General features: G+C 62.2%; 24 protein-coding genes. 10 read left to right on the top strand and 14 right to left on the bottom strand.

Annotated elements, in window-relative coordinates:
• Nucleotides 1-27 precede the first annotated feature (27 nt).
• The 4 genes from ACSSVG_RS21290 to ACSSVG_RS21305 are packed head-to-tail and all read right to left on the bottom strand — an operon-like array spanning nucleotide 28 to nucleotide 4,006.
• A complete protein-coding gene (locus tag ACSSVG_RS21290; RefSeq protein WP_159699707.1) occupies nucleotides 28-384 on the bottom strand; it encodes a non-heme iron oxygenase ferredoxin subunit in 357 nt (118 codons plus the stop codon).
• Between the two features lie 21 nt (nucleotides 385-405).
• Nucleotides 406-1,719, bottom strand: coding sequence for a Fe-S cluster assembly protein SufD (gene sufD, locus ACSSVG_RS21295; protein WP_231341628.1), 1,314 nt, complete (start codon nucleotides 1,717-1,719; stop codon nucleotides 406-408).
• 2 nt (nucleotides 1,720-1,721) lie between these two features.
• Nucleotides 1,722-3,185, bottom strand: a complete 1,464-nt coding sequence (gene sufB / locus ACSSVG_RS21300; RefSeq protein WP_062068692.1) for a Fe-S cluster assembly protein SufB — start codon at nucleotides 3,183-3,185, stop codon at nucleotides 1,722-1,724.
• Entirely contained in the window at nucleotides 3,185-4,006 is an 822-nt protein-coding gene (locus ACSSVG_RS21305) for a helix-turn-helix transcriptional regulator (protein ID WP_253468232.1), read from the bottom strand. The genes sufB and ACSSVG_RS21305 overlap by 1 nt, the downstream gene beginning before the upstream one ends.
• 108 nt (nucleotides 4,007-4,114) lie before the next feature.
• Between ACSSVG_RS21305 and ACSSVG_RS21310 the strand changes: the two genes are divergently transcribed.
• From ACSSVG_RS21310 to ACSSVG_RS21320, 3 genes are all read left to right on the top strand, one after another.
• Nucleotides 4,115-5,080, top strand: coding sequence for an ABC transporter ATP-binding protein (locus tag ACSSVG_RS21310; protein WP_492416169.1), 966 nt, complete (start codon nucleotides 4,115-4,117; stop codon nucleotides 5,078-5,080).
• The gene (locus ACSSVG_RS21315) at nucleotides 5,077-5,841 is read left to right on the top strand and encodes an ABC transporter permease (protein WP_231341625.1); all 765 of its coding nucleotides are present in this window, start codon (nucleotides 5,077-5,079) and stop codon (nucleotides 5,839-5,841) included. The genes ACSSVG_RS21310 and ACSSVG_RS21315 overlap by 4 nt, the downstream gene beginning before the upstream one ends.
• 78 nt (nucleotides 5,842-5,919) lie before the next feature.
• A complete protein-coding gene (locus ACSSVG_RS21320; RefSeq protein WP_492416171.1) occupies nucleotides 5,920-6,864 on the top strand; it encodes a COX15/CtaA family protein in 945 nt (314 codons plus the stop codon).
• A gap of 8 nt (nucleotides 6,865-6,872) precedes the next feature.
• On the opposite strand, the gene ACSSVG_RS21325 is transcribed toward ACSSVG_RS21320, so the two are convergent.
• The 3 genes from ACSSVG_RS21325 to ACSSVG_RS21335 are packed head-to-tail and all read right to left on the bottom strand — an operon-like array spanning nucleotide 6,873 to nucleotide 10,898.
• Nucleotides 6,873-8,840: an ABC transporter ATP-binding protein/permease gene (locus ACSSVG_RS21325; RefSeq protein ID WP_492416173.1), complete on the bottom strand. Its 1,968-nt coding sequence runs from the start codon at nucleotides 8,838-8,840 to the stop codon at nucleotides 6,873-6,875.
• The gene (locus tag ACSSVG_RS21330) at nucleotides 8,837-10,003 is read right to left on the bottom strand and encodes a hypothetical protein (RefSeq protein ID WP_492416175.1); all 1,167 of its coding nucleotides are present in this window, start codon (nucleotides 10,001-10,003) and stop codon (nucleotides 8,837-8,839) included. Before ACSSVG_RS21330 ends, ACSSVG_RS21325 begins: the two co-directional genes overlap by 4 nt.
• On the bottom strand, nucleotides 9,990-10,898 hold the full coding sequence (locus ACSSVG_RS21335) for a hypothetical protein (RefSeq protein ID WP_492416176.1): 909 nt from the start codon (nucleotides 10,896-10,898) through the stop codon (nucleotides 9,990-9,992). The genes ACSSVG_RS21330 and ACSSVG_RS21335 overlap by 14 nt, the downstream gene beginning before the upstream one ends.
• A 598-nt stretch (nucleotides 10,899-11,496) precedes the next feature.
• On the opposite strand from ACSSVG_RS21335, the gene ACSSVG_RS21340 reads away from it, so the two are divergent.
• On the top strand, nucleotides 11,497-12,045 hold the full coding sequence (locus ACSSVG_RS21340; protein WP_253468226.1) for a TOPRIM nucleotidyl transferase/hydrolase domain-containing protein: 549 nt from the start codon (nucleotides 11,497-11,499) through the stop codon (nucleotides 12,043-12,045).
• Nucleotides 12,046-12,213: 168 nt separating this feature from the next.
• On the opposite strand, the gene ACSSVG_RS21345 is transcribed toward ACSSVG_RS21340, so the two are convergent.
• Nucleotides 12,214-13,176, bottom strand: a complete 963-nt coding sequence (locus ACSSVG_RS21345; protein WP_231341619.1) for a heme o synthase — start codon at nucleotides 13,174-13,176, stop codon at nucleotides 12,214-12,216.
• A gap of 428 nt (nucleotides 13,177-13,604) precedes the next feature.
• On the opposite strand from ACSSVG_RS21345, the gene tkt reads away from it, so the two are divergent.
• Genes tkt through pgl form a run of 6 tightly spaced genes read left to right on the top strand, consistent with a single transcriptional unit; the run spans nucleotide 13,605 to nucleotide 21,838 of the window.
• Entirely contained in the window at nucleotides 13,605-15,731 is a 2,127-nt protein-coding gene (gene tkt, locus ACSSVG_RS21350; RefSeq protein WP_492416179.1) for a transketolase, read from the top strand.
• Nucleotides 15,732-15,763: 32 nt separating this feature from the next.
• Nucleotides 15,764-16,882 carry a transaldolase gene (gene tal / locus ACSSVG_RS21355; RefSeq protein ID WP_231341617.1) on the top strand — a complete coding sequence of 373 codons (1,119 nt, stop codon included), beginning with the start codon at nucleotides 15,764-15,766 and terminating at the stop codon, nucleotides 16,880-16,882.
• Nucleotides 16,883-16,888: 6 nt separating this feature from the next.
• Entirely contained in the window at nucleotides 16,889-18,520 is a 1,632-nt protein-coding gene (locus ACSSVG_RS21360; RefSeq protein WP_492416181.1) for a phosphoglucose isomerase-related protein, read from the top strand.
• Nucleotides 18,521-18,535: 15 nt separating this feature from the next.
• Nucleotides 18,536-20,092, top strand: coding sequence for a glucose-6-phosphate dehydrogenase (zwf, locus tag ACSSVG_RS21365; protein ID WP_492416183.1), 1,557 nt, complete (start codon nucleotides 18,536-18,538; stop codon nucleotides 20,090-20,092).
• The gene (locus ACSSVG_RS21370; RefSeq protein WP_090821326.1) at nucleotides 20,089-21,030 is read left to right on the top strand and encodes a glucose-6-phosphate dehydrogenase assembly protein OpcA; all 942 of its coding nucleotides are present in this window, start codon (nucleotides 20,089-20,091) and stop codon (nucleotides 21,028-21,030) included. Before zwf ends, ACSSVG_RS21370 begins: the two co-directional genes overlap by 4 nt.
• A gap of 37 nt (nucleotides 21,031-21,067) precedes the next feature.
• Nucleotides 21,068-21,838, top strand: coding sequence for a 6-phosphogluconolactonase (gene pgl, locus ACSSVG_RS21375; protein WP_492416185.1), 771 nt, complete (start codon nucleotides 21,068-21,070; stop codon nucleotides 21,836-21,838).
• Here the strand turns inward: pgl and ACSSVG_RS21380 are convergent.
• The 6 genes from ACSSVG_RS21380 to ACSSVG_RS21405 form a co-directional block, all read right to left on the bottom strand.
• On the bottom strand, nucleotides 21,791-22,183 hold the full coding sequence (locus ACSSVG_RS21380) for an RNA polymerase-binding protein RbpA (RefSeq protein ID WP_231341613.1): 393 nt from the start codon (nucleotides 22,181-22,183) through the stop codon (nucleotides 21,791-21,793). The genes pgl and ACSSVG_RS21380 overlap by 48 nt on opposite strands.
• A 162-nt stretch (nucleotides 22,184-22,345) precedes the next feature.
• A complete protein-coding gene (secG, locus tag ACSSVG_RS21385) occupies nucleotides 22,346-22,603 on the bottom strand; it encodes a preprotein translocase subunit SecG (RefSeq protein ID WP_017198454.1) in 258 nt (85 codons plus the stop codon).
• Between the two features lie 36 nt (nucleotides 22,604-22,639).
• Entirely contained in the window at nucleotides 22,640-23,455 is an 816-nt protein-coding gene (tpiA, locus tag ACSSVG_RS21390; protein ID WP_231341612.1) for a triose-phosphate isomerase, read from the bottom strand.
• Between the two features lie 75 nt (nucleotides 23,456-23,530).
• Nucleotides 23,531-24,757, bottom strand: coding sequence for a phosphoglycerate kinase (locus ACSSVG_RS21395; protein ID WP_492416188.1), 1,227 nt, complete (start codon nucleotides 24,755-24,757; stop codon nucleotides 23,531-23,533).
• Between the two features lie 9 nt (nucleotides 24,758-24,766).
• On the bottom strand, nucleotides 24,767-25,777 hold the full coding sequence (gene gap / locus ACSSVG_RS21400; RefSeq protein ID WP_089595055.1) for a type I glyceraldehyde-3-phosphate dehydrogenase: 1,011 nt from the start codon (nucleotides 25,775-25,777) through the stop codon (nucleotides 24,767-24,769).
• A 271-nt stretch (nucleotides 25,778-26,048) separates the two neighbouring features.
• The gene (locus ACSSVG_RS21405) at nucleotides 26,049-26,672 is read right to left on the bottom strand and encodes a superoxide dismutase (RefSeq protein WP_231341768.1); all 624 of its coding nucleotides are present in this window, start codon (nucleotides 26,670-26,672) and stop codon (nucleotides 26,049-26,051) included.
• Nucleotides 26,673-26,743: the final 71 nt, after the last annotated feature.

A 26,743-nucleotide genomic window follows, 5' to 3' on the forward strand; every position in this document is an offset into this window, starting at 1 on the left:
GTTCGTAAGTCTGGCGGTACTGGGCGCTCAGTAGTTATCTACCGAGGCGCCGTTCACAACGTTGGTCACGTCCACGTAAACGTCGTCTCCATCGATGGTGACGGCGAAAACCGGGACGGGGTCATAAGCAGGCAGCTGGAGCGGCTGACCGCTGCGGAGGTCGAACTGGGAACCATGTCCCCAGCATTCGATCGCGCAACCTTCAACCTCACCCTCGGACAACGAGATGTCCGCATGCGAGCAGGTATCGGCGATGGCGTGGATATCGCCCATCGAATCCTTGACGATGGCTACGGGGTAGTCATCGATCAGGACGCGCAGCGCTTGCTTGACCTGGATGTCATTGGCACTGCATACCAGTTCGCCCTTGGTTTCTTCACTCATTGTTACCCTGCCTGGCCTGTCTTAGTTGTCGGTCGCGGCGAGTTCGCGCTCAACAGCTGCGGTCAGGCGCTCTTCGATTGCCGGAACCTTGATCTGCTGGATGATCTCGTTGAGGAAGCCTCGGACCACCAGGCGGCGGGCGACCTTCTCCGGGATGCCACGGGCCATGAGGTAGAACAGGTGCTCGTCATCAAAACGGCCGGTGGCGCTGGCGTGGCCCGCACCCTCGATCAAGCCGGTCTCGATTTCGAGGTTCGGAACGGAATCCGCGCGGGCGCCGTCCGTGAGGACCAGGTTGCGGTTGGCCTCGTAGGTGTCGGTGCCTTCTGCTTCCTTGCGGATCAGGACGTCGCCAACCCACACGCTGTGGGCATTGCGGCCCTGGAGGGCGCCCTTGTAGAGGACGCGCGACTTGCAGTTGGCCACGGCATGGTCAACGAAGAGCCGCTGCTCCAAGTGCTGTCCGGCGTCGGCGAAGTACAGGCCGAACATTTCGACGTCGGCACCGGGAGCCGTGAAGCGCGTTGACGGCGTGACGCGAACGAGGTCGCCGCCAAGGCTGACCACGATGTGCTTGAACTTGGCATCGCGGCCGATCTTTGCCTGCTGCGATGACGCGTGGACGGCGTTGTCGGCCCATTCCTGAAGGGAGACAACCGTCAGTTCAGCACCGTCTTCGACGATGATCTCCACGTTCTCCGAAACAACTGCGGTGCCCTGGTGGTCCAGGACCACGACGGACTTGGAGAAACGCTCTGCCACGATCACGATGTGCTGGGCGGAAGGTGCTTCGCCGGCGCCGGTGATCAGGACGGAAACTTCACTCCCGGCCTGCAGTTCGGCGGGCACGGTGATCACGGTGGCCTCGGCGAAATTCTCCCAGGCGTTGGCGGACACGAGGTCCTCCGGGATGGCTGCCTGGCCAATGCGCTGGTCGTCGCGGCCAACGGTTTCAACAACGACGCCGGCCGGTGCCGTGACGTTGACAGCCGGAGCTGCACCGTTGAGGACTTCGGTGTGGAGGCCGCGCAGGCGCTTGAGCGGTGTGAACCGCCAATCTTCCTCAAGGCCATTCAGCGGCTTGAAGTCGGCCAGCTTGTACGACGTGAGGCGGCCCGCACGCGAGCTGTCCGGGATGCCAACGCCGCCACCGTGCGAGTGGCTCTTGGCCGAAGCCCCGGCGAGGGGACCAGCGGAAGGCTGCTCCGACGTCGTGCTGGTGTTCGTGCCGGTGTTGACGGGCGAGAGGTTCTCGCCTTCCTCGGTGAAGCCGTTGATAAACGGCTGGGCCGAGGGCGCGCCGATGCGCGCCTTTTCAGTAGTGATATCAGTCATTGTTAACCGACGGACCCTTCCATCTGCAGTTCAATCAGGCGGTTCAGCTCAAGAGCGTATTCCATGGGCAATTCACGGGCGATCGGCTCGATGAAGCCGCGCACGATCATGGCCATGGCCTCGTCCTCAGGCATGCCGCGGGACATCAGATAGAAGAGCTGCTCTTCGCTGACGCGTGAAACGGTGGCCTCGTGGCCCATGACAACGTCGTCCTCGCGGATGTCGATGTACGGGTACGTGTCCGAACGGGAAATGGTGTCCACCAGGAGGGCGTCACAACGGACCGTGTTGGCCGAGTGCTTGGCGCCCTCGCGGACCTGGACCAAGCCGCGGTATGCAGCACGGCCGCCACCGCGGGCCACGGACTTGGAAATGATGGAACTCTTGGTGTTCGGAGCAATGTGCACCATCTTGGAACCGGTGTCCTGGTGCTGGCCCTCGCCGGCGAAGGCGATGGACAGGGTCTCACCCTTGGCGTGCTCGCCAACGAGGTAGACGGCCGGGTACTTCATGGTCACCTTGGAGCCGATGTTGCCATCGATCCACTCCATGGTTGCGCCTTCTTCGCAGATGGCGCGCTTGGTAACCAGGTTGTACACGTTGGTGGACCAGTTCTGGATGGTGGTGTAGCGGACGCGGGCGCCCTTCTTCACGATGATCTCCACAACTGCAGAGTGCAGGGAGTCCGAGGTGTAGATCGGAGCCGTGCAGCCTTCGATGTAGTGAACGTAGGAGTCCTCATCAGCGATGATGAGCGTGCGCTCAAACTGGCCCATGTTCTCCGTGTTGATACGGAAGTACGCCTGCAGCGGGATATCCACGTGCACGCCCTTGGGCACGTACACGAAGGAACCGCCGGACCACACGGCCGTGTTCAACGAGGCAAACTTGTTGTCGCCCACGGGAATGATGGTGCCGAAGTACTCCTGGAAGATCTCCGGGTGTTCGCGCAGGGCGGTGTCGGTGTCCAGGAAGATGACGCCCTGGGCTTCGAGGTCCTCACGGATCTGGTGGTAGACGACCTCGGACTCGTACTGGGCTGCGACACCCGATACCAGGCGGCTGCGCTCAGCTTCGGGGATGCCCAGCTTCTCGTAGGTGTTCCGGATGTCTTCCGGAAGGTCTTCCCACGTTGCGGCCTGCTTCTCCGTGGAACGCACGAAGTATTTGATGTTGTCGAAGTCGATGCCGGAGAGGTCTGCACCCCAGGTAGGCATCGGCTTGCGGTCGAAGTACTTCAGGCCCTTAAGCCGCAGATCGAGCATCCATTCGGGCTCGTTCTTCTTCGAGGAGATGTCGCGGACAACCTCCTCGTTGAGGCCACGACGGGCATTTGCGCCTACGTCGTTCTTGTCGGCCCAGCCGTACTCGTAGTTTCCGATACCGTGCAGTTCGGGATTCTTCTCCAGAATCTCCGAGATCACAGTGCCTTCGGCTACCGCTTTCTCTGCTATTTGGTCCGTCATCACGGCCTTTCTTGCTGGTTGTTTGATTCCTGGTACGGGTTCCCGGACTGCTCTGCGACATCTGGGGATGCCGTGGCAGCCAGGCGCCCGGTAGGTATGTGGGTGGTGCAAACATGTCCGCCCTGCGCGAGCGTGGAAAGGCGTCGGACATCGACGCCCACCAGGCGGGAGAAAACCTTGGTCTCGGTGTCGCAGAAGACGGGGAACTCCGCTGCCAGCCGCTGGATGGGACAGTGACCCTGGCACAGCTGGACACTGGACAGCGCGGCAGGCAACGGTGCCTTGGCTTCGATGGAATGGGCCGAGGCAACGAAGCGATCGCGGCTCAGGGCTTTTGAGAGCGCCATGGCCCGGGCAGTGATGTCATCACCGGCGGCCTCGACCTCGGGAGCGTAGCGCCGTTCCATGTCGGAGAAGCGCTCCTCCGCGTACTGGCGGACTGCGTCTTCACCGGCAAGTTCCTGGAGGCGCCGGAGTGCGGAGCTGGCAATATTCAAGTAGTCGTCGCCCAGCGTGGATTGTCCTTGGGAGCTCAGGACATACCGGCGTGCGGGGCGTCCCGCGCCGGAACCGGCCTTCGCCACGCGCTTGACCTCGATCACGCCGCTGCGTTCCAAATGGTCGAGGTGGCGGCGAACGGCAGCCGGCGTAAAACCAAGAAGGTCGCCGAGCTCCGCGGCACTCACCGGGCCGTTTTCGAGAACAGCACTCAGGACGCGGTCCCGGGTGCGGTCATCGGCGTCCGGCAGCGCAGGAGAAGCAACGAATGCCTCTGCCGCTGCAGCATGCCGCTTTGAGGGCATGGAAACTGGACTGCTCATGGAATACACAACACAATCATGTCGTAATTTGTTTCCTGCATCCAGTAAGGCAAGGCTGACTTGGCTGCGTGCCAAGTGTGACCGTACTACTTCACGTAGAATACTCTGGTGCGATCACCCGAATCCCCTGTCCTCACCATAGACGGACTCATTAAGGATGTAGGCCCTTTGGCCTCCCTTGACGGCAAAATGCTCCGGGTTGTCAGCGGACTGTCCCTGGTGGCCGAGCGCGGCCAGGTCACTGCCCTGTTGGGCGCAAACGGCGCCGGTAAAACCACCACCCTCGAATGCGCCCAGGGTTTGCAAAAGCGCACGGCCGGGAGCATCTCCCTTCTTGGCGCGGACCCGGACACGGCCGGTGCTGAGCTGAGGTCCCGCGTTGGCGTGATGCTTCAGGACGGTGGCCTGCCGCCGTCGGCCCGTCCTATCCCCCTGTTGCGGCACGTCGCCGGCATGTACCAAAACCCCATGGATGTTGACGCCTTGGTGGAACGGCTGGGAATCAGCCAGTTCAGCCGCACCAACGTCCGCCGACTGTCCGGCGGCCAAAAGCAACGCCTGGCACTGGCAGCTGCACTAGTGGGCAATCCCGAAATCCTTTTCCTCGACGAGCCCAGCGCCGGACTTGATCCTCAATCGCGCCAGATGGTTTTCGAGCTGATTGCAGAACTTCGCGACGCCGGGATGGGGATCGTCCTGACTACCCACCTGATGGACGACGCCGAGCGGTTGGCGGACTACGTTTACATCATCGATGGTGGTCATAACGTGGTGGAAGGAACAGTCGCCGAACTGCTGCGGCATGATCATTCCGGTGACACCGCAGTGACCGACCGGACCCTTTACTTCGATGCTCCAGGAGGGCTCGACTTCGCTGGTGCCGTTGGTGCAGGCCTTCACATAACGGAGACGCGCCCCGGCAGCTACTCCGTCACAGGTGGGATCACGCCGAAGGACCTTGCAGCACTCACTGCGTGGTGGGCGGAACGGAACATCATGCCGGGCTCGCTGCGCCTGGAAGCCCGCAGCCTTGAAGACGTGTTCCTGGACATTTCCGGAAGGGACCTTCGATGAGCAATCTCCTCTCCCCCAACGCCGGCCCGGCATCGCTGCCGCGCCGGATCATCCAGCAGGGTCGCTACGAGACCATCACCATGCTGCGGAATGGCGAGCAACTCATTCTCGCCATTGTCCTGCCGTTGATGGCGCTGGTGGGTCTCGTCGTCACTCCGCTTCTGGACGGTCTGGGTGGATCCCGTATTGACGTGGCCACCCCTGGGATTCTTGCTCTGTGCGCCATGTCTACAGCCTTCACCGGCCAAGGCATTGCCACCGGCTTTGATCGCCGGTACGGAGTACTCCGCTTCTTATCGACAACCCCGCTTGGCAGGGGCGGTCTCATTACCGGAAAGATTCTCGCTGTCCTCGTAGTCCTCTGCCTCCAGGTACTGGTGGTGGGCGCCATCGCCGGCCTGTTGGGATGGCAACCACGGCCGGAGGCATGGCTTCCCGGGCTCGTGCTGTTGGTTCTCGGCGCTGCCGCCTTCACCGCGCTGGGCCTGCTCGTTGCTGGCACGGTCCGGCCGGAAGCCACCTTGGCGATCACCAACTTGCTCTGGATACTGCTCGGTGCCCTGGGTGGAATCGTGGTGCCCGCTGAACGGCTGCCCGCCGTGCTGCAAGCCATTGTCCATTTCCTTCCATCCGGAGCATTGGGCCAAGCACTCCGGGATGCCTTCCTTCTGGGGGCTTTTCCCTTGCCTGCGGCTCTTATCCTCCTGCTCTGGACTGTACTGGCCGGCGCCGCGGCCATTCGATGGTTCAAGTGGAACTAACCAACCTGGTACCACCCAACCCCGGCACCCCCCAACCCGGCACCACCAAACAACGCAGAACTGAGAAGTGAGAAAACTGTGAGTACGGCATCGCGCCTCCCGAAAACCGTCCAGCGTTGGACATCGAAGCTGCCCACCGAGGTGAATAAGGCGGTACGCCGGCTGGCGCTGTTGTCACTCATCGGGCAGACCGTCCTTGTGGTAACCGGTGGCGCTGTACGTCTCACGGCGTCGGGCCTGGGCTGCCCCACTTGGCCGCGATGCACCAACGATTCGCTGGTTAACACTCCGGAGATGGGCATTCACGGGTTCATTGAATTCGGCAACCGCATGCTCACCTTCGCCCTCGCCGCCGTTGCCGCACTCATGTTGGTGTACTTGTGGAACCTCCGCAAGGAACGCCGCGACCTCTTCCTGCTGGCCTTGGGCCTCCTTGCCAGCATCCCCGCCCAGGCAGTTATCGGTGGAATCACTGTGCTGTCCAACCTCAACCCGTGGGTTGTTGGACTTCACTTCCTCGTGTCCATGGCCTTGGTTGTCTTCGCCACGCTGCTGGTCAACAGGGCCTACGGCCGTGCCGGTCGCTTCATGAACCGCACGCTGGCTTCCCTCCCTGCCATTGCGCGCCCCGTGACGACGGCCGTTACTGTTTTCTCGGCACTGTCTGTGATGCTGGGTGTCGTTGTGACCGGGGCCGGACCCCATGCAGGCGATGCTGATGCTCCACGCAACGACCTGGACTGGGACCTCTTCTCGCACATCCACGCCGTTCCCGCCTACCTCATCACCGCCGGAACCCTGTTTGCTGTGTACCTGGTGATCCGCCACAAGATCGGCGGTCCGTTCGGAACTGCTACATACCTGTTGCTGGGCGTGACATTGCTCCAGGCTGCCATCGGATTCACCCAGTACTACAACGGAATTCCCGCACTCTTGGTCGGTGCGCACATGTTCGGGGCAGCAGTCCTCATGAGTGCAGCCACCAATGCCGCCGATCTTGCAAAGCACAGCCCGGTCCGTTAATAGATCTCCTAAGCCCGGATCAGTTGCGCCGGGTTGGAACGCATGGCCAGCACGGCCGGATACACCGCGGACAAGGTGCCGCTGGCGAGTCCCGCCCCTATGCCCCATAGTGACGTGTACCAAGGGATCACAGCAGACCAACCTTCGATGGATGCGTAGGCCAGCACGGCTCCCATGCCTACGGCTGCGCCTGCAGCACCTCCCAACGCTCCCACCACGGCACCTTCGACAAGGAACATCGAGGCCAGCACTCCTCGCCGCATGCCGAGGGCAAGTCGCAGTGCAATCTCGCTGGACCGCGCCAACACGCCCAAATACATGGTGGTTCCGGCACTGAGGCAGGCCATGGCGAGCAGGATGATGGAGACAATGGCTACCAGCCTGCCGAGGTCAGTATTGATCCCTTGTTTGAGCTCCCGGAGGTCGGCCACCGTTTGTACTTTTACGGTCCCGGGTTCAGCAGGGTTGAGGGCCTTTGGCAGCGCCTCGGCAATGGCTGCCGGCATCCCTGGACTCGTCCTAAGGACCAGGGACGCTGCCACGTTGCTGGTCAAAGAGTAGGACCCGACTCCCACCATCACCGCTGACGGCAGAACCGGGTCACTTCCCGGCTCATCAACAATCCCCGCCACCGGGACCGGCTGGCCATAAAGCCACACAACGACGCCGGGACCTGGCTTTGCGATTCCCAGTTCATTGGCGGCATTCTGGCCCAGGATGGCGATGGGCCCTCCGAATGAATGGTCGAGCAAGGCAGCATCACCGTCGGACACCGTTGCCCCTTGGATTCGAAGGTAGGCGGAGTCGACGATCCGGACGGCCCCGTTGAACGCCGGTTGTTCGGGAAAGGACCCAGGCCGGAAGGTCGATGGTTGCACCACCGACGATGAGAGCTCGGTGATGACTCCGGCATCGTCCACACCGGATAGCCTCCTGGCTGCCTGGAGATCGTTGGTGACAGCTTCCCACGAGGCATAACCTTCCTCGCGCGTGACCCGGACTTCGTCCCTCGCGGCCTCGTCGATCCGGGCAGATACCTTGACTGAGGCACTCTCGCTCAGCCCGATGGCCGCAACCAGCCCTCCGCTGCCAAGGAGAAACGCCATGATCAGCAAAAGGGCTTTGGATGGACGAATCGTCAGCGCAGAAACTGCGTCAGCAACAACATCCGCGGCCTCGTGGCGTCGGCGCCGGACCAACGCCTGCTTGTTGCTTCCTGGTCCTGCGGCTGATGTTGCAGGGCCCGTGGTGGCTTCGTTGCTGCGACCTGTGTCCTTGACGATGGCCCCATCGCGCATCGTGATGATGCGGTCCGCGGCTGCAGCAATGTCGGGATCGTGCGTCACCATGGCCACAGTGGTTCCTGAGTCACTGAGCTCACGCAAATGATGGATGACGATCTTGCCGTTCGCGGTGTCCAGGCTGCCTGTGGGTTCGTCCGCAAGCACAACTTTCGGAGCTCCGATCACGGCCCGGACGATGGCCAGGCGTTGACGCTCTCCCCCGGATAATAGCGACGCCGGGGTTGCCGCCCTGTGCCCAAGCCCAAATTTCCTCAGAGCGGGCATGACCAGCTGTTTCTGGACGGACAGCCCTATTCCCCGTGCGCGAAGGCCCAGCACGGCATTTCGGGCCGCGGCGTCACGCCCCAACATATGGGATTCCTGGAAGACGAAGCCAAAGACATCGGCCCGCCGGTCTGCCCGCGCTCTCTCGTCGAGGTCCGCGACATTCATACCTCTGATCCGGTATGTGCCCGATGTCGGTGTGTCCAAAAGACCAAGGACGTTGAGCAGCGTGGACTTTCCCGAACCGGAGGGACCCACTATGGCCACGAATTCCCCCTCATGGATGTCGAGGTCCACGTCCACCAGCGCCATCGTCCCGGGAAAGCCGCGGCTAACGCCTCGTAGGCTGAGGATGGGCAGGCGCTGCGCACTCGCTGATGATTCGTGGGCGGGCACAAGTGCACTCATTGCAGTTTCACCTGATCCCCTACGATCAGGCCGTCTACGTCCGCGATCGCCGCCCACCCGTCTGCCTGGGCGGTGACCTTGACCTCCAGGCGGCGGGGCTCGCTGTTCCCTTCAACCAGGAGGTACGGTGTCCCGCCGTCCTGGCGAATCGCAATGAGGGGAACGGCGAGGGACTCTGCAACTGCGCTGCCTGACGTCATGGTGACTGACTGGTCTGCGGCGAATCCCTGTGTCCCCGGCGGCAATGCTACGGTGATGTCTTTTCCAGGGATTTCGTTTTTGTTCTGGTCACCCTCCAGGAAGCTGCCGACCTGCACCACCGTGGTGTCCAGGACCGTTGAACCGGCCCTGACCGTTACGGGCGTACCCACCACGAAAGTCTCGGATTGAACAACATCTGCACGGGCAACAATGGAGTCGTCGGCGACCCTGACCCGGGCCACGATCCCGTCCTCGGCCAGAAGTGAACCGGGTCCGGCGATGGAAGCTACAGTCCCGGAGTCACCGGGGACCTGAACAAATTCCCGCCAGCGAAACATGACGCCCGACGAGTTCGTTGGTGCTGCATTACCAGCTTCCTCCTGAGGGAGTGGACCGGGCGCAGCGGGGGCTTTGTACCCTGCGGCTTTGTACCACGATCCCAGTGCCTGCTGAGTAGCCAGGTCAAAGGTTCCTGTTGTCACGCATGCATACCCGAAGTTCGTCAAGGCCGCTTGGAGGGCTTTGACATCGGGACCCGAGTCCCTTGGGCTGATGTCCCGATACAACGGCACGCTGCTGGGTAGTATCAGCAGCGGCCTCCCGGAGACGACCGCCAGCACTTCACCGGGAACCACGGGGCTCCCGGCCTCTTTTGCCACGTCCGTCACCACCAGTCTGTCAACACCTTCGGCGGGGCTCGCTTGAAGGGTGGACTGGGCTCCTGGAACGACTTTCCCGGAAAGAACCACCTGTTTGACCACCGCACGGCGTTCTACCGTTGCCGAAACCGGAACCACCGAGGCCAGAGTCGGCATCGGCTCCGTCCCCGCTGTGCTTGAAGCGCCGGCCCAGTATGCAAGTCCCAGTCCTCCCAGTACAACGATCACCGCGCCAGGAATCAGCCACCATCGTGGAATACGCCTCATGCCGCGGCGAATCAGATCAGGGTCAGAGTCTTGCATCAGCCACGCCGTGGTCCCGCAGTATTTGCTTGGCGCGTTCCACGGCGGCCGCCTTTTCTTCCGCCAAGACGTTGAGTTCGGCCTGATGGTCCTTTATCTGTGCTGCTTGGTACTCAGCGAGAATGTCATAAGGCTTCCTGGCACCGCCGCTTGCGTCCTTGCAGTCAACCTCCAGCAGGGCAACGCGTATCTCGTCTTCCTTTGTGCCGCTCGATTGCAGGCTCCACGAACCCGGCCCGGTGAGCTTCACACCATTTTCGCCCAGGCAGTTCTCCCAATCCTGTCGGAAGGTCAAATACTCGGGGTCGCGTTCCGTCAGCGCCACGGCGTTCCGTGTGATCTGGTTCTGGACTGAAGTGTCACCAACCAAACCTTCCAGGAGTTCGGGCAGCCCGGCCCTTCCTACGGAGTTAGTGCACTTTGTTTCCGCTGCCTGGTGCTCCGCGCTGAGAACGGGGCGATCGGGTTGCTCGTCCATCACGCCAGGAATTTTGCGGATCTCCAGCAGGGCACCGTTCCTCGCTGCCAAGTTCCGGGACCATTGTCCATATCTGGCGTCCTGCAGGGCCTTGCCCCCACCTCCCCAGGGAGCCACCGTGAAGCCCGCTTCTCTAACGCAGTCAAAAATGAGGGAGGCCACGGCAGAATTGACGATGACGTTCTCCCGATCCGAGTACCAGTACGCGCTCATGGGGAGCAAAAGTTCGCCAGTGATTTCATTGAGGGAGGCCCTTGCCCCGGCTCCGGCAGAACGATCTACGGGGGGCAGACTTATTGCCGGAGCCTCAGTGGGCGTTGGTACCGACGGGGCAGAGCAGGCGGTGGTGGCGATCACCACCGCCATCACCGCCATCGCCAACGTTGTTGTGGACACCTTCTTGATGGTGGGCTTCAAGGGATTATCCCCAGACACTCGTAATTTCATCGTCCCAGTTCCGGGTGGGAGTCATGTAGAGACCGCGTAGATCATTCGAGGCGTTACCAGCGCGAAAGACAACACTGTCGCCTCTGAAGTTTTGGTCAACATAGAAATAGACGTATGGCGAGTTGGGATCAGTGGGAGGCCCCACGTTGAGGGAACTCGCCTTGTCGTTTGCATCCACACCTACGTTGTAGGTGACCCAACCGAAAGTCCTGGAGGTCCCCGTGAACCAGTAATTGTCGTAGAGACAAACGCGGGCCGTGAAGCAAGCCGGTGCGGCTTGTGCGGCGGTCACTCCGGTCAAGACCGAAGCCGAAGCAACCGTCAGAATCCCGGCTGTACGCAGGAGTGCTTTCACTGTTTTCCCCAATGCTCGTGCGGCGCGGAACAGCTCTGTTCCATCACGAACACTAGGTTGCGCACGGCACCACCTAGATGACTTTTCCGCAAATTAGGTGGCATTTGGACAGGAACTAGGTGCCCGGAGTCCGGAACTAGGTGCTGCAACGGGCCTTCTAGGTAGCAAAGCGCGTCAAGGCGCTTTGCTGCCAGCATCCCCCATACTGGTCCAATGCGAACCACAACGGTGTTGGTCGAGGGCGAAAGTGACAGTGTGGCGGTCCAGGCGCTGGCCCTTCGACTTGGCCATGACTTGGCGGAAGAACATGTGCAGATCGTCCCAATGGGTGGAGCTACCAGCATCATCCACTTCCTCGACCGCTACGGGCCGAAGGGGGCCGGCCATAGGTTGCTTGGTCTATGTGATGCCGGGGAGTCCCAAGGAATAGCCCGTGCGCTTATCCGCGCCGGTATCGGATCCGGACCGTTGGAAGAGCGCGGGTTCCAGGTATGTGATGCCGATCTGGAGGATGAACTCATCCGATGCCTGGGAACCGACGCTGTGCTCGAGGTCATCGAAGCTCAAGGCGAGCTGGCGTCATTTCGGCTCCTTCAACGCCAGCCATCGCTTCGCGAACGGCCCGTAACAGCGCAACTGCAGCGATTCTTTGGAGGCCGCAGCGGCAACAAGGTACGTTACGCACCCCTGCTTATCGAGGCGCTCCATGCTGGGCAAGCACCCCCGCCGCTGGCGCGTCTCGTCGAATCATTTGCGGGGTGACGCGGGACGCTCTGGAGCCCGCGGGAGGTGAGAGAGCGTAGGGCTCAAGCCCGCGGGAGGTGAGAGAGCGTCCGTGGCGTGAGGGTAAAAGCGCGACGCCGGCACTGACCACTAAAACAAAGTGGCGAGTACCGGCGTCGAACGTTGTTGCTTGGGGGTTCGGGGAACTTAGCCGCCGACGATCGCTGAGCCAATGAACGGGTCAACGGCCAGTGCGATGAAGAGCAGCGTCAGGTAGCTGATGGAGCCGTGAAAGACCTTCATGGCGCCCTTGTTGGAGACGTCGCCACCCTGTGCGCGCTTGTACAGGGCGTGGCTTTCGTAAAGGAACCAGGCCCCGGCGGCAACGGCGACGACCGTGTAGACCCAGCCAGCCCCACCAACGGGCACCATCAGCAACGAGCAGGCAACCATGGCCCAGGCGTAGAGGACAACCTGCACCGAGACCACCTTTGCGCCGGCGATGGCGCCGAGCATTGGCACCTTGGCGTTGCGGTAGTCTTCGCCATACCGCATGGACAGGGGCCAGTAGTGCGGCGGCGTCCACAGGAAGATCACCATGAAGAGCACGATGGCGGGCCACTCGACTGTGTTGGTGACAGCGGCCCATGCGATCAGGACCGGGAAGCAACCGGCTGCTCCGCCCCACACAATGTTCTGGGCGGTCCGTCGCTTCAGGATCATGGTGTAGATGACCACGTAGAAGACGATGGCGCCGAGGCCGAGCCAGGCGGACAGGGGATTGGCGCCGAACCACAGGATGGCGATCGACGCCGCGCCAAGAATCCAAGCGAAGACGAGGGCCTCGCGAGGCGTTACTTCACCGGTGACCAGCGGACGCTTCTCGGTACGGTGCATCAGTTTGTCGATGTCGCGGTCGATGTAGCAGTTGAAGACACCCGCACTCCCCGCGGCGAAAGCGCCACCGACGAGCGTTGCCAGGATCAATCCGATGGACGGGAATCCGCGTTGGGCGAAGATCATGGTGGGCAGTGTGCTCACGAGGAGCAGTTCGATGACACGTGGTTTCGTCAGTGCCAGATACGCCTTCAACTTACGGGAAATTCCGATGCTTCCCCGGGCCGGGGACGCGTTAAGGGGCGTATCAGTTGTGCTCACGGCGGCAGTCACTCTGTTCTATGCTCTGGGGTTCTCACAGCGGCTGCCGTCCCGGTTTTCGAAAGCAAACGCGGGAGCATGTACCGCTGGTGGCCTCCAAATATCATACCGTGGCCGGAAGTGCTCCGATGTCCGCAAAATACGTCAATGTTTCCGAATCTTCACTCCCCTGACAGGCCATCGTGATTCATATAAGGGAATTTCTGTCCAGTTAGTGGGATTCCCTGAGTTCCATGACACGTTTGGGGCTAAGCTGTTGAGCAGATCAGCACACGTTGACGATCCGGGAAACCGTATTCTTGGATATCCGTGCGTCTGGATGAGAGATCAACGTTTCAATGGTGAACGGCTGGTAGACACATTGCAGCGGGCGCCATCCTGTGCTTCCTGCGTGCCGTGTCCGTACGCCTGCCGTCAGCACAGAGAGGGGCTCGGTTTTCGTGCCACATTTGGAAGAGCAAGAACTGTCATGGACCGATCTGGACAAGAAGGCAGTTGACACCGTTCGCGTGTTGGCCGCTGACGCCGTGGAGAAGGTCGGCAACGGCCACCCTGGTACGGCGATGAGCTTGGCTCCGGCAGCATACTTGCTGTTCCAGAAGCTGATGCGCCATGACCCGAAGAACCCGGACTGGATTGGCCGTGACAGGTTCATCCTGTCCCCTGGCCACACGTCGTTGACCCTTTACATCCAGTTGTTCCTGTCCGGTTACGGCCTGGAACTGAAGGACCTTGAGGCACTGCGTACCTGGGGTTCACTGACCCCGGGCCACCCCGAGTACAAGCACACTGCCGGTGTGGAAATCACCACCGGCCCGTTGGGCCAGGGCCTGGCCTCCGCTGTTGGTTTCGCGTACTCACAGCGTCGCCAGCGTGGCCTGTTCGACGCCGATGCTCCCGCCGGCGAATCGCCGTTCGACCACACCGTCTGGGTCATCGCCTCCGATGGCGATCTCCAGGAAGGCGTGACCTCCGAGGCCTCCTCGCTCGCCGGACACCAGGAACTGGGCAACCTCGTCGTGATCTACGACGAGAACCACATCTCCATCGAAGACGACACCGACATCGCCTTCACCGAAGACGTCCTGAAGCGTTACGAGGCCTACGGCTGGCACACCCAGCGCGTTGACTGGACCAAGACCGGCGACTACGTCGAAGACGTCCAGGAACTCTACGCAGCACTGCTCGCTGCTAAGGAAGAGACGAACAAGCCGTCCATCATTTCGCTGCGCACCATCATCGGGTACCCGGCGCCGAAGAAGCAGAACACCGGCAAGATCCACGGTTCCGCCCTGGGCGCCGAAGAAGTCGCAGCACTGAAGACCGTCCTCGGTTTCGATCCGGCCAAGTCCTTCGACGTAGACGAGGAAGTCCTGGCACATGCCCGCAAGGTCCTGGACCGCGGTGCAGAGTCACGCGCTGCGTGGCAGAGCTCGTTCGAGGCATGGCAGTCCGCCAACCCGGACGCCGCCGCCCTGCTGGAACGCGTTGAAGCGAAGAAGCTCCCCGTGGGCATCGACGCGGCATTGCCCGTATTCGAAGCAGGCAAGGACGTTTCCACCCGCGCGGCTTCGGGTAAGGTCCTGAACGCCATCGGCCCGGTCCTCCCCGAGCTCTGGGGTGGTTCGGCCGACCTCGCCGAGTCCAACAACACCACCATCGAGGGCTCGCCGTCGTTCATCCCGACGTCGCGTTCCACGGACGCCTGGAAGGGCAACCCGTACGGACGTGTCCTGCACTTCGGTATCCGTGAACACGCTGCAGCGTCGATCGTGAACGGTATCTCCCTGCACGGCCGCACCCGCGCCTTCTCCGGCACGTTCCTGATCTTCAGCGACTACCAGCGCCCGGCGATCCGTCTGGGTGCCTTGATGGGTGTCCCGTCCCTGTACGTTTGGACGCACGACTCCATCGGCCTGGGTGAAGACGGCCCCACCCACCAGCCTGTGGAGCAGCTCGCTTCCCTGCGTGCCATTCCGGGCCTGGACGTCGTCCGTCCCGGTGACGCGAACGAGGTCTCTGCGGCATGGAAGGTCATGCTGGAGAACCACGAGAACCCGGCGGGCATTGTCCTGACCCGCCAGAACATCCCCACGTACGCCCGCGGCGAAGGTGAAGCCGCTGGTGACACGTTCGGTTCCACCGCCGGTGTGGCCAAGGGCGGATACGTCCTGGCTGAAGCCTCCAAGGACGGCGAAACCGTTGACGCGCAGGTCATCCTGATCGGAACCGGCTCGGAAGTCCAGCTCGCAGTCCAGGCCCGCGAAGCCCTCCAGGCTGAAGGCATCGCAGCGCGCGTTGTGTCCATGCCGTGTGTTGAATGGTTCAACAAGCAGGACGAGGCCTACCGCGAGTCCGTGCTCCCCGCCTCCGTGAAGGCCCGTGTTTCGGTTGAGGCCGGCCTGGCACTGGGCTGGCGCGAATTCGTCGGCGACGCCGGCCGCTCCATCTCCCTGGAACATTTCGGCGCATCGGCAGACTACAAGCGGCTCTTCAACGAGTTCGGCATCACCGCCGAAGCCGTCGCCGCCGCAGCCAAAGACTCCCTCGCAGACGCCAACGCATAACAGTCTGCTCCCCTCTCACAGGAGAAAAACACATGTCTAGCACTCCCACGCAGCAGCTCTCTGACGCCGGCGTTTCGATCTGGCTCGATGACCTTTCCCGCACCCGCCTGGACACCGGCACCCTGCAGAAGCTCATCGACGAAAAGAACGTAGTTGGTGTGACCACCAACCCGTCCATCTTCCACGCCGCCATCACCTCAGGCACCGACTACGATGCCACCATCGCCGCCCAGGCGGCCGCCGGTGCCAGCGTTGAAGAGACCATCTTCGAAATCACCACCACGGACGTGGCCGACGCCTGCGATCTGTTCGCGCCGATCGCTGCCGCCACCAACGGTGTGGATGGCCGGGTCTCCATCGAGGTGGATCCCCGCCTCGCATGGGACACCGCCGGTACCATCGCCGAGGCCAAGCACCTCTACGCGAAGGTCAACAAGGGCAACGTCCACATCAAGATCCCGGCAACCCTGGAGGGCCTGGAAGCCATTACGGCAACCCTGGCCGAGGGCATCAGCGTCAACGTGACCCTGATCTTCTCCCTGGAGCGTTACCGCGCGGTCATCAACGCCTTCCAGTCCGGCCTCGAGCAGGCCAAGGAAAACGGTCACGACCTCTCCACGATCCACTCGGTGGCATCGTTCTTCGTGTCCCGCGTTGACTCTGAAATCGACAAGCGCCTTGACGCCATCGGCACCGATGAAGCCAAGGCACTCAAGGGCAAAGCAGGCGTTGCCAACGCACGCCTTGCCTACCAGGTGTACGAAGAGCTGTTCTCCACCGAGCGCTGGGCCGTGCTGGCCGAAGCCGGTGCCCTCCCCCAGCGTCCCCTGTGGGCCTCAACCGGTGTCAAGGATCCGGCTTACCCGGACACCCTTTACGTGACGGAACTCGTCGCCGCCGGCGTGGTCAACACGATGCCGGAGAAGACACTGGATGCCACGTTCGACCACGGCGTAGTTACCGGTGACACCATCACCGGCACCTACGACGAAGCGAACGAGACCCTCAACGCCCTCGAAGCACTCGGTGTCTCCTACAACGACGTCGTAACGCTCCTTGAGACCGAAGGCCTCGAGAAGTTCGTGGGCTCCTGGAAGGAACTCCTGGCCGACGTCGAAGGCGCACTCGCCACCGCACGGAAGGCTTCCTAACCCACCATGAGCACAATCAGCTACGACGCCAGCGGTGCCGCCCAGCAGGCCATCGCCCAGCATATTGACGGTCTGGTCGAAGACAAGATTGCAACCCGGATTTTTGCCAAGGACCACACGTTGTGGGGGCCTGATGCGGAGTCCGAGGCTGCGATCCGTCTCGGCTGGGTAGAAGCGGCCACGGTGTCCCAGGCTCTGGTCGGGGACATTCTGGAACTTCGTGATGCCCTCCACGCCGAAGGAGTTACCCGCATTGTCCTCTGTGGCATGGGTGGGTCTTCGTTGGCTCCCGAGGTTATTGCCGGTACTGCCGGCGTCGAGCTGACTGTGCTGGACAGCACTGATCCTGAACAGGTCAGCGCTGCTTTGAATGACCGACTGGAGGAGACGGCTATCGTCGTTTCCTCCAAGTCGGGCTCCACTGTTGAGACGGATTCCCAGCGACGGGTGTTTGAGAAAGCGTTCAACGACGCCGGAATTGATGCCAAGAGCCGGATCATCATCGTCACCGATCCAGGTTCGCCCCTGGACAAGGCCTCCCGCGAGGCAGGCTACCGTGCCGTGTTCAACGCTGACCCCAACGTTGGCGGACGCTTCTCGGCACTCACGGCTTTCGGCCTGGTCCCCTGTGGGCTGGCCGGTGTGGACATCCAGGCTTTCCTTGATGAGGCAGAAGAAGCGGCGGAGATCCTCAACGAAGATTCTGCTGACAACATCGGACTTGCCCTGGGCATTGCCCTGGGCGGTACCAGCCCGCTGCGCAACAAGATCGTTATCGCTGAAGACGGTTCCGGGATTGTGGGCTTCGCCGACTGGGCCGAGCAGCTCATCGCCGAATCCACCGGCAAGCTGGGCACCGGCGTTCTTCCGGTGGTCGCCGGCCCCGATTCTCCGGAAGCCCTGAACGGGGCCGATGACGTGTTGGTGGTTCGGCTGGTAGGCGCCGATGCCGACGTCGAACTCCGTGACAACGAAGTGGCAATCGCCGGGGGCCTGCCCTCCCAGATGTTTGTGTGGGAATTCGCCACCGCGGTAGCGGGTCGGCTGCTGGGCATCAACCCCTTTGACCAGCCCGACGTTGAAGCCGCGAAGGTGGCTGCGCGCGGCCTGCTGGATGCCCGCCCCGAACCCACCCCGGCTGCCTTCACGGACGGCGCTGTGGAAGTTCGTGGCGGTGAGTGGCTCGGCTCCGCGTCGACTGCCACGGAAGCTGTGCAGGCACTGCTCAGCCAGCTTGGCACGGATGGTTACTTGAGTGTCCAGGCCTACCTGGACCGCATTTCGCACGCTCCGCTCGAAGGTATCCGGGACGAACTCGCGGCTGTCAGCGGCCGTCCTGTGACGTTCGGTTGGGGTCCGCGGTTCCTTCACTCCACCGGCCAGTTCCATAAGGGTGGACCCGCCATCGGAGTTTTCCTGCAGATCACTGCAGCATCATCCACCGACCTCGAAATCCCTGAGCGTCCGTTCACGTTCGGGCAGCTCATCGCCGCACAGGCCTCGGGCGACGCCCAGGTGCTGGAAGGCCATGGCCGCCCCGTACTGCGCTTGCACCTCACCGAGCGTGCAGCAGGCGTATCGCAGCTCCAGGAAGTCGTCGCTGCTTTGGCCAACCAGGCCAGCGCACTCGAAAGCTAAGGCACAGAAACAAACATGCCAGAAACTGAAAACGGCAGGAAGAACGCCGGTTTGCGGAATCCTTTGCGGGATCCGCGGGATCGGCGCTTGAACCGCATAGCCGGGCCGTCGTCGTTGGTGTTCTTCGGCGTCACCGGCGACCTCGCCCGTAAGAAACTCATGCCGGCGGTCTATGACCTCGCCAACCGTGGCCTGTTGCCTCCCAGCTTCGCGCTGGTTGGTTTCGGCCGCCGTGACTGGGACAACGCCGACTTCGCGGCCGAGGTCAAGGAAAACGTCAAGGCCCACGCGCGAACCAAGTTCGACGAAGCGGTGTGGGAGCAGTTGGCTTCGGGTATTCGCTTTGTCCAGGGCGAGTTCGACGACGACGACGCTTTTGAGCGTCTCGGTGATGTCCTTGATGAGCTGGATGAGACCCGCGGTACCCGGGGGAACCACGGCTTTTACCTGTCCATCCCGCCCAAGGCGTTCGAGCAGGTCTGCCGCCAACTGTCCAAGCACGGACTGGCGCAGGCCAAGCCGGGCCAGTGGCGCCGTGTGGTCATTGAGAAGCCGTTCGGGCATGACCTTGAGTCGGCCCGGCAGCTGAACGACATTGTGGAGTCGGTGTTCCCGGCTGATGCGGTGTTCCGGATCGATCATTACCTGGGTAAGGAGACGGTGCAGAACATCTTGGCGTTGCGTTTCGCGAACCAGTTGTTCGAACCGCTCTGGAACGCCAATTATGTGGACCATGTGCAGATCACCATGGCCGAGGACATCGGCACGGGTGGGCGTGCGGGCTATTACGACGGCGTGGGCGCTGCGCGTGATGTGATCCAGAACCACTTGCTGCAGTTGCTGGCGTTGACGGCGATGGAAGAGCCTATTTCGTTCAATGCCGATGATTTGCGGGCGGAGAAGGAAAAGGTCCTGGCCGCGGTCAAGTTGCCCGAGGACCTGTCCACGCATTCGGCCCGGGGCCAGTTCACTGGTGGGTGGCAGGGTGGCGAGGAAGTCCTGGGCTACTTGGACGAGGATGGTATCCCTGCTGATTCGAAGACCGAGACGTTCGCGGCGATCCGGGTGGATATCAATACCCGGCGGTGGAATGGTGTGCCGTTCTACCTGCGCGCGGGCAAGCGGCTGGGCCGGCGCGTGACCGAGATCGCGGTGGTGTTCAAGCGGGCGCCGAACCTGCTGTTCCGTGATCATGGTGAGGATGACTTCGGTCAGAACGCGGTGGTGATCCGTGTCCAGCCTGATGAGGGCGCGACGATCCGTTTCGGTTCCAAGGTCCCGGGCACGCAGATGGAAGTCCGTGATGTGACCATGGACTTCGGCTATGGCCATTCGTTCACCGAGTCCAGTCCCGAAGCGTATGAACGGCTGATCCTGGATGTGTTGTTGGGTGAGCCGCCGCTCTTCCCGCGGCATCAGGAAGTGGAGCTGTCCTGGAAGATCCTGGACCCGTTCGAGGAGTACTGGGCCGGGCTGGATGAACAACCGCAACCCTACGCACCCGGCAGTTGGGGACCGGCGTCGGCCGATGCCCTGCTGGCCCGTGACGGACGAACCTGGAGAAGGCCATGATCGTAGATCTTCCCGATACCACTACCTCCAAGATTTCCAAGAAGATCATGTCCCTGCGCGAGCAGGGCGGTGTGATCGCCTTGGGTCGTGTGTTGACATTGGTGGTGGTGACCAAGTCCGGGCAGGAAGAAGAAGCCATCGAGGCAGCCAATGAGGCCAGCCGGGAACACCCCTGCCGGATCATTGTCCTGGCCGACGCCGGCGTTGAAGGCCCGGACCGGCTCGACGCGCAAATCCGTGTCGGTGGGGACGCCGGCGCGTCCGAGGTCATCGTGCTGCGAGGCCACGGCCACATGGCCCACGAAAGCGAATCCCTGGTCGCGGCCTTGCTCCTGCCGGACGCGCCGATCGTGGCCTGGTGGCCGCACGGCGCCCCGGAAAGCGCCTGCGAAACCTCCATCGGCCGCATCGCTCACCGCCGCATCACGGACTCAGCCAACGAACCGGACCCTCGCCGGGCCTTGGAGAACATCCGCGCCACGTACAAGGCCGGCGACACCGACCTCGCCTGGACCCGCCTGACCAACTGGCGCATGCAACTCGCAGCAGTCTTCGACCAGGTGGACGGGGACCCCGTGTCGGCCGTTGCCGTTGAAGGCGCCTCCGACTCCCCCAGCACATTGCTGCTTGCCGCCTGGCTGAGCCTTGCCCTGCAGGCTCCTGTCACGATCGTGGCAGATCCTGCCGGCACGGGCATCCGCCGAGTCCGCCTCACCCGCGCCAGCGGCGACGTGCAGCTGTTCCGCCCCGGCTTGTCCGTGGCGGAGCTGACGCAGCCCGGACAGCCGGCGCAGCGCATCACGCTCCCGCGCCGGAGCCTGAAGGATTGCCTCGCTGAAGAACTCCGCCGGCTCGATCCGGACGAAGTCTTCGGAGAAGTGATTACGATGGGACTGCCACTTACCAGCCAAAGGAGAGTCCAGACCAGTGCACGCTGAGCCAAGAGTAAGCATCCACCCCGATTCCAAGGTGTTGATGGCCGCCATTGCGGCGCGTCTCATCACCAAGCTCGTGGATGTCCAGGACAAGCACGGCGAAGCGACGGTGGTGCTCACTGGGGGAACCGTTGGCATTGGTACGTTGAAGGCAGTAGCCGACTCTGCTGCTGCCCCTGCAGTCGACTGGTCGAAGGTCAATTTCTGGTGGGGTGACGAGCGATTTGTTGCCGCAGACAGTGATGACAGGAACACGCGCCAAGCACATCACGCCCTGTTGGCCCACCTGCCGGTGGATCCTTCCCGGATTCACGAGCCCGGATCAACGGACCAGTTCGGCACCGCGGAGGAAGCTGCTGCAGCCTACGCTGAAGAACTCAAAGGCGCGGCCGAGGCCGAGCACGCCGCCGACACCTCTGATGACCGGCCCGAGCAAGCCGGAATTCTCCCCCGCTTCGACATCCTTCTTCTGGGCGTAGGTCCGGATGCCCACGTAGCGTCGCTGTTCCCCGAGCAGGCCGGCATTCGTGAGAAGGAGCGCACCGTGGTGGGCGTTGAAAACTCTCCCAAGCCGCCGCCGTCGCGCATTTCACTGACACTGCCGGCCATCAACACCGCCCAGGAAATCTGGATGGTTGTTGCCGGTGAGGACAAGGCTGGGGCAGTCGGCCTGGCCTTGGCTGGTGCCAACCCGGTCCAGGTCCCGGCGGCAGGTCCCGCCGGCCGCGCGAGGACCCTGTGGCTTATCGACGAGAATGCAGCCTCACGCGTCCCCCAGCAGCTGGTCCGGAAGGACCCCGCGGGCGCGTAACCGCTCCAACGCTCCAGCCAGGACCGCTTCGGCGTCTTGGTTGGAGCGTCTCTCTTTAACGTAGTCCAAATGGGATTTGAAGAGTTCGTCCGGCCTTGTTGAGGCGGGATGGCCAGGATCCCGCGACGCGGGCAAGCCGCACTTCGGACAATCCCAGTTCATGGGTATTTGATCGTCGGGAAGCTTAAGGAAAACAAGCCGCGTCTCGTGTCCCTTGGAGCACCAATAGGGAACCCGAATACGCGGCAGTTGTTCACCTGCGCCGTGGTCGCTTTGATTCCTCGGAGCGGAACCTTGGGTTACACCTACGCGGGTGCCCCGATAACCAGGCGTGCCATGAACCATTTTCGAACCCCTAGCGACTCGGTGGTCGGCCCTCACGGCCCGTGGGCCTTGCGGCCAACACGCCCAGTCTAATGCGAGTGTTCGACGACGGCACCAGACATTGGTGCCTCAGGGCAAAAAAGGGGAGGTTCCTTTCAAGGAACCTCCCCTTTTTGGGGATGACTAGGAGTCGCCGCCTGAGGTGAAGCGCATGATCAACCCAAGGCCGATGATGACAACACCCCACGTGATGCCCAGAATGATGGTGAACCGGTTAAGGTTGCGCTCGGCTACCCCGGACGAACTCAATCCGGAGCTCATACCGCCACCGAACATGTCGGACAAACCGCCGCCACGCCCTTTGTGCAGGAGGATGAGCAGCGTCAGCAGAAGGCTGGTGATGCCCAGCAGGATCTGCAGAATGACTTGAAGAACGTCCACGACGGCCTTTCGAAGAAGCGGAAAACGGGAGCCGGACTAGTCCGTGACGAGGTGGCTCTCGAACCTGACAATGTTAGCAAACTCAGCGGGGTCCAGGCTGGCGCCACCCACGAGCAATCCGTCAACGTCGCTTTCAGCCATGATGGCGGCAGCATTGTTGGCCTTAACGGAGCCGCCATACAGCAGCCGGGTCTTCGCGGCGACTGACTCGTCGAAGAGTTCGGCTAGCTCCGCGCGGATGGCTGCGCACATTTCCTGAGCGTCCTCCGGACCGGCAACTTCCCCTGTGCCGATGGCCCAGACAGGTTCGTAGGCAACGACGAGTTCGGCGGCCTGCTCGGCCGTGAGCCCTTCGACGCCGGCGCGAAGCTGGGCCAACGTGTGCTCCACGTGGGTACCGGCCTGGCGGACTTCGAGGCCTTCGCCGACACAAAGAACGGGAGTGACGCCGTGACGGAATCCAGCCTTCACCTTTGCGTTGAGGACGTCATCGGACTCGTTGTGAATCGTGCGGCGCTCACTGTGGCCAACCAGGACGTATGCGCAGCCCAACTTGCTCAGGAACTGGCCGGAGATGTCGCCGGTGTAGGCGCCGGAGTCGAACTGGGAGAGGTCCTGGCCGCCGTAGACAACATCGAGCTCGTCGCCCTGCACCAGGGTCTGTACGCCGCGGAGGTCGGTGAACGGTGGGAACACAGCGACTTCGGCACGGTTGTAGTCGTGCTTCGCGTCGGACAGCGTCCAGGCGAGCTTCTGCAGCAGGGTGATGCCCTGGACGTGGTCCATGTTCATCTTCCAGTTGCCTGCGATGAAGGGCTTGCGGACAAAATTGCCGTTGGCAGAGGTAGTCACATGAACTCCAAAGAATGCGTTGAGATATGGAACGGCCGGCAGGACGCACTGGCGTCCTGCCGGTCGGATTGGTGCTTAGCGGTCCAGAACGCTTAAGCCGGGAAGTTCCTTGCCTTCAAGGTACTCCAGGCTGGCGCCACCACCGGTAGAGATGTGGCCGAACTGCGAGTCCTCGAACCCGAGCGTCCGCACAGCAGCAGCGGAGTCGCCGCCACCGACCACAGTGAAGGCAACCGTGTCCGTCAGGGCCTGTGCAATGGCACGAGTGCCAGCGGAGAAGGCTTCGAATTCGAACACGCCCATGGGACCGTTCCAGAAAACAGTCTTGGCCCCTTCGATCTGAGCTGCGAATGCCGAGGCAGATTCGGGCCCAATATCCAGGCCGACGCCGGAAGCGCCGAAAGCACTGTCCTCAATGGCCTCGGCCTTCACGACCTCGTGCTCAGCGTCGGCTGCGAAGCGGCTCGCCACCACAACGTCCGTGGGGATCACGAAGGACGTTCCGGCAGCAGAGGCACGCTTGAGGTAATCCTGAACAACGGGGATCTGGTCTTCCTCGAGGAGGCTGCCAGCGACCTTGTGGCCAGCTGCGGCCAGGAAGGTGAAGAGCATGCCACCGCCCACAAGGATGGTGTCGGCCTTGCCGAGCAGGTTGTCGATGACTGCCAGCTTGTCAGAGACCTTGGAGCCGCCGAGAACCACCACGTAGGGACGCTGTGTGTCCGTTGTGAGCTTTCGGAGAACCTCAACCTCGGTGTGGACAAGATCGCCCAGGTATGAGGGCAGCCGGGTTGCGACGTCGAAGACGCTGGCGTGCTTCCGGTGGACCGCGCCGAATGCGTCGTCCACGAACGCGCCGTTGCTTCCCGTGAGGGCCACCAGCTCATCAGCGAAGGCGCCGCGTTCGGCGTCGTCCTTGCTGGTTTCGCGGGCATCGAAGCGGACGTTCTCCAGGACGAGCACTTCGCCGTCCTGCAGGGCAGCGGCAAGCTCCTTGGCGGAGTCCCCCACTGTGTCTGCGGCAAGCTCTACCTTGAAGTCTGCGAGTTCCGCCAGGCGGGCCGCAGCGGGCTTCAGGGAGTACTTGTCTTCGGGGGCACCCTTGGGGCGTCCCAGGTGGGCGGTTACGAGCACACGGGCACCGGCGTCCGAGAGCTTCTTGAGGACCGGAAGGGAGGCCTTGATGCGGCCGTCGTCGGTCACTGTAGAGCCGTCGAGCGGCACATTCAGGTCACTTCTGACCAAAATGTACCGCCCGCGGACACCTTCAGCGATGAGTTCGTTGAGGGTGTGAGATGTCATGTGTCTACCCTAGCCCAGCTTGGATGCGACGAGCTCCGTGAGGTCTACGAGGCGGTTGGAGTAACCCCACTCGTTGTCATACCAGGAAACAACCTTGACCTGGTTGCCGATGACCTTGGTGAGGCCGGAGTCGAAGATCGAGGAAGCCGGGTCGCCAACGATGTCCGAGGACACGATGGGTGCATCGGTGTAGCTCAGGATGCCGGCGAACTGCTCGGACTCAGCGGCGGCCTTGACGGCTGCGTTGACTTCCTCGACAGTGACTTCGCGGGAAACAGTGACCGTGAGGTCCGTGGCGGAACCAGTGGGGACGGGAACGCGGATGGCGTAGCCGTCGAGCTTACCCTTGAGTTCCGGCAGGACAAGGCCGATGGCCTTGGCGGCACCTGTGGAGGTGGGCACCATGTTGATGGCAGCAGCACGGGCACGGCGGAGATCGCCGTGCGGGCCGTCCTGCAGGTTTTGGTCGGCCGTGTAGGCGTGGACCGTGGTCATGAGGCCACGCTCGATGCCGAAGGCATCGTTGACTACCTTGGCCAGGGGGCCGAGGCAGTTGGTGGTGCAGGACGCGTTGGAGATGATGTTGTGCGCTGCGGGGTCGTAGAGCTCGTGGTTGACGCCCATCACGATGGTGATGTCTTCATCGCTGGCAGGTGCCGAAATGAGGACCTTCTTGGCGCCTGCGTCGATGTGCTTCTGGGCGGCAGCCGCTTTGGTGAAGAAACCGGTGGACTCGATCACGATGTCCACTCCCAGCTCACCCCAGGGGAGGTTTGCGGGATCGCGCTCGGCAAGGACCTTGATGGACTTGCCGTCGACTACCAGGTTTCCATCGACAACTTCCACGGTCTGGGCGAGGCGTCCACCGACGGAGTCGTACTTCAGGAGGTGCGCGAGGGTCTCGGGGCTGGTGAGGTCGTTGACTGCGACGATCTCAAGGTCTGCGCCCTGGGCCAGTGCTGCGCGGAAGTAGTTACGGCCGATGCGGCCGAAGCCGTTGATACCAATACGGGTGGTCACTATGTGTCAATCTCCTTGGTGCTCTTGCAAGCACGCCTAGTGAGTCGGATTAAAAATTTCCAACTAACAGACCCCGCACGTCTTTGGGCAGAGGTGATTATCAGATCGGAGGGCGACCAGCCACGTTGCTGAAGGCTAACCGCCTTCCGTGATCCATCTTACGTTTAACTGAGCCTGCCCCCGCAACTGCGGAGGCAGGCTTTCCAGCATTTGGCCCCAATTCACGCAAAAAGTGACTTTTGTTACATCGGCGTGAACCGGGGCTCACCAACTAGAGGACGATGAGGCCCGTGGCGTTGGTGCGTGCGGCTTCGAAGCGCTTGGCGACGTCCGCCCAGTTGACGATGTTCCAGAATGCCTTGACGTAGTCAGCCTTGACGTTGACGTAGTCCAGGTAGAAGGCGTGCTCCCACATGTCGAGCATGAGCAGCGGGGTGGTGCCAACTGCGACGTTGCCCTGCTGATCGTAGAGCTGTTCGATGAGCAGGTTTCCACCGATGGGCTCGTAGGCCAGGAAAGCCCAGCCGGAACCCTGCAGGCCAAGCGCAGCGGCGCTGAACTGGGCACGGAAAGCATCGAAGGAGCCGAAGGCGTCGTCGATGGCAGCTGCGAGCTCGCCTTCGGGCTTGTCTCCACCGTCCGGGGAGATGTTGTTCCAGAAGACGGAGTGGTTGATGTGTCCGCCGGTGTGGAACGCGAGGTCCTTGGAGAGACGGTTGATGTTGGCGTAGTCGCCCTTCTCGCGGGCATCGGCCAGCTGGGAGAGGGCGTTGTTGGCGCCTGCAACATATGCCGCATGGTGCTTGCTGTGGTGCAGCTCCATGATCTTTGCCGAAATATGCGGCTCGAGTGCTGCGTAGTCGTAGCCGAGCTCGGGCAGAACGTACTCTGTCACGAAATCCTCCAATGTAGTGGACTGTCGTCCGGTTGGTAACTCTCGTTATTTCATCCGGCCAGCGGGCCGAC

The sequence above is a fragment of the Paenarthrobacter sp. E2MeOHC11 genome (genome assembly GCF_058744955.1).

Excerpts from the sequence above, each read along its gene's own strand:
- ACSSVG_RS21315 (WP_231341625.1), top strand. The coding sequence starts at position 5,077 with ATGAGCAATCTCCTCTCCCCCAACGCCGGCCCGGCATCGCTGCCGCGC.
- pgl (WP_492416185.1), top strand. The coding sequence starts at position 21,068 with ATGGCCGCCATTGCGGCGCGTCTCATCACCAAGCTCGTGGATGTCCAG.
- ACSSVG_RS21360 (WP_492416181.1), top strand. The coding sequence starts at position 16,889 with ATGAGCACAATCAGCTACGACGCCAGCGGTGCCGCCCAGCAGGCCATC.
- sufB (WP_062068692.1), bottom strand. The coding sequence starts at position 3,185 with ATGACGGACCAAATAGCAGAGAAAGCGGTAGCCGAAGGCACTGTGATC.
- zwf (WP_492416183.1), top strand. The coding sequence starts at position 18,536 with ATGCCAGAAACTGAAAACGGCAGGAAGAACGCCGGTTTGCGGAATCCT.
- ACSSVG_RS21380 (WP_231341613.1), bottom strand. The coding sequence starts at position 22,183 with ATGGTTCATGGCACGCCTGGTTATCGGGGCACCCGCGTAGGTGTAACC.
- ACSSVG_RS21340 (WP_253468226.1), top strand. The coding sequence starts at position 11,497 with ATGCGAACCACAACGGTGTTGGTCGAGGGCGAAAGTGACAGTGTGGCG.
- ACSSVG_RS21330 (WP_492416175.1), bottom strand. The coding sequence starts at position 10,003 with ATGCAAGACTCTGACCCTGATCTGATTCGCCGCGGCATGAGGCGTATT.
- ACSSVG_RS21290 (WP_159699707.1), bottom strand. The coding sequence starts at position 384 with ATGAGTGAAGAAACCAAGGGCGAACTGGTATGCAGTGCCAATGACATC.
- tal (WP_231341617.1), top strand. The coding sequence starts at position 15,764 with ATGTCTAGCACTCCCACGCAGCAGCTCTCTGACGCCGGCGTTTCGATC.
- ACSSVG_RS21395 (WP_492416188.1), bottom strand. The coding sequence starts at position 24,757 with ATGACATCTCACACCCTCAACGAACTCATCGCTGAAGGTGTCCGCGGG.
- ACSSVG_RS21325 (WP_492416173.1), bottom strand. The coding sequence starts at position 8,840 with ATGAGTGCACTTGTGCCCGCCCACGAATCATCAGCGAGTGCGCAGCGC.
- sufD (WP_231341628.1), bottom strand. The coding sequence starts at position 1,719 with ATGACTGATATCACTACTGAAAAGGCGCGCATCGGCGCGCCCTCGGCC.
- ACSSVG_RS21305 (WP_253468232.1), bottom strand. The coding sequence starts at position 4,006 with ATGAGCAGTCCAGTTTCCATGCCCTCAAAGCGGCATGCTGCAGCGGCA.
- ACSSVG_RS21370 (WP_090821326.1), top strand. The coding sequence starts at position 20,089 with ATGATCGTAGATCTTCCCGATACCACTACCTCCAAGATTTCCAAGAAG.